Annotated in this window: 1 rRNA gene; it reads left to right on the forward strand. The window is 52.5% G+C overall.

From position 1 onward, the window contains the following. Nucleotides 1–42: 42 nt before the first annotated feature. Nucleotides 43–2,591 (forward strand): 23S ribosomal RNA (locus AACQ95_RS12785); the annotation flags it as partial.

The raw sequence follows: 2,591 nt of genomic DNA on the forward strand, positions 1-2,591 counted from the left end.
CAACAAGTCGCGTCGTTTCGACGACACTTCTTGGGGTTGTATGGTTAAGTGACTAAGCGTACATGGTGGATGCCTTGGCAGTCAGAGGCGATGAAGGACGTACTAACCTGCGATAAGCTGTGAGAAGTCGGTAAGAGACGCTATTACTCACAGATTTCCGAATGGGGAAACCCACCCAGCATAAGCTGGGTATCTATTACTGAATACATAGGTAATAGAGGCGAACCGGGAGAACTGAAACATCTAAGTACCCCGAGGAAAAGAAATCAACCGAGATTCCCTCAGTAGCGGCGAGCGAACGGGGATTAGCCCTTAAGTTTCTTGGAAGTTAGTGGAATGGTCCTGGAAAGGCCAGCGATACAGGGTGATAGCCCCGTACATGAAAACGACCTTGAAGTGAAATCGAGTAGGGCGGGACACGTGACATCCTGTCTGAATATGGGGGGACCATCCTCCAAGGCTAAATACTCCTGACTGACCGATAGTGAACCAGTACCGTGAGGGAAAGGCGAAAAGAACCCCTGTGAGGGGAGTGAAATAGAACCTGAAACCGTGTACGTACAAGCAGTGGGAGCCCTTCGGGGTGACTGCGTACCTTTTGTATAATGGGTCAGCGACTTACATTTTGTAGCGAGGTTAACCGTATAGGGGAGCCGTAGGGAAACCGAGTCTTAACTGGGCGTCTAGTTGCAAGGTGTAGACCCGAAACCGGGTGATCTAGCCATGGGCAGGTTGAAGGTTGAGTAACATCAACTGGAGGACCGAACCCACTAACGTTGCAAAGTTAGGGGATGACCTGTGGCTGGGGGTGAAAGGCCAATCAAACTCGGAGATAGCTGGTTCTCCCCGAAAGCTATTTAGGTAGCGCCTCGGACGAATACTACTGGGGGTAGAGCACTGTTTGGACTAGGGGGTCATCCCGACTTACCAACTCCATGCAAACTCCGAATACCAGTAAGTAATATCCGGGAGACACACGGCGGGTGCTAACGTCCGTCGTGAAGAGGGAAACAACCCAGACCGCCGGCTAAGGTCCCAAAGTTCTGGTTAAGTGGGAAACGATGTGGGAAGGCTCAGACAGCTAGGATGTTGGCTTAGAAGCAGCCATCATTTAAAGAAAGCGTAATAGCTCACTAGTCGAGTCGGCCTGCGCGGAAGATGTAACGGGGCTCAAACCAGGCACCGAAGCCGCGGATTCACACTTATGTGTGAGTGGTAGGGGAGCGTTCTGTAAGTCTGCGAAGGTGTATCGAGAGGTATGCTGGAGATATCAGAAGTGCGAATGCTGACGTAAGTAACGATAAAGGGGGTGAAAAGCCTCCTCGCCGGAAGACCAAGGGTTCCTGTCCAACGTTAATCGGGGCAGGGTGAGTCGACCCCTAAGGTGAGGCCGAAAGGCGTAATCGATGGGAAGCAGGTTAATATTCCTGCACGACTTGTAATTGCGATGGGGGGACGGAGAAGGCTAGGTGGGCCAGGCGACGGTTGTCCTGGTGAAAGTGCGTAGGTGGTGTTTCTAGGCAAATCCGGAGACACAACACTGAGACACGAGACGAAGCCACTACGGTGGTGAAGCCATTGATGCCCTGCTTCCAGGAAAAGCCTCTAAGCTTCAGATTACAAGTCATCGTACCCCAAACCGACACAGGTGGTCGGGTAGAGAATACCAAGGCGCTTGAGAGAACTCGGGTGAAGGAACTAGGCAAAATAGAACCGTAACTTCGGGAGAAGGTTCGCTCTTGACAGTGAAGTCCCTTGCGGATGGAGCAGTTGGGAGTCGCAGTGACCAGATGGCTGGGACTGTTTATCAAAAACACAGCACTCTGCAAACACGAAAGTGGACGTATAGGGTGTGACACCTGCCCGGTGCCGGAAGGTTAATTGATGGGGTTAGCGCAAGCGAAGCTCTTGATCGAAGCCCCGGTAAACGGCGGCCGTAACTATAACGGTCCTAAGGTAGCGAAATTCCTTGTCGGGTAAGTTCCGACCTGCACGAATGGTGTAACCATGGCCATGCTGTCTCCACCCGAGACTCAGTGAAATCGAATTCGCCGTGAAGATGCGGTGTACCCGCGGCTAGACGGAAAGACCCCGTGAACCTTTACTACAGCTTGGCACTGAACATTGAACCTACATGTGTAGGATAGGTGGGAGGCTTTGAAGGCGTGACGCCAGTTGCGCTGGAGCCGTCCTTGAAATACCACCCTTGTATGTTTGATGTTCTAACGCAGGTCCCTGAATCGGGATCGCGGACAGTGCCTGGTGGGTAGTTTGACTGGGGCGGTCTCCTCCCAAAGAGTAACGGAGGAGCACGAAGGTTGGCTAATCCTGGTCGGACATCAGGAGGTTAGTGCAATGGCATAAGCCAGCTTAACTGCGAGACGGACAGGTCGAGCAGGTACGAAAGTAGGTCATAGTGATCCGGTGGTTCTGAATGGAAGGGCCATCGCTCAACGGATAAAAGGTACTCCGGGGATAACAGGCTGATACCGCCCAAGAGTTCATATCGACGGCGGTGTTTGGCACCTCGATGTCGGCTCATCACATCCTGGGGCTGAAGTCGGTCCCAAGGGTATGGCTGTTCGCCATTT

The organism is Aeromonas sp. MR19 (assembly GCF_963899305.1).
Lineage (GTDB): Bacteria > Pseudomonadota > Gammaproteobacteria > Enterobacterales > Aeromonadaceae > Aeromonas > Aeromonas bestiarum.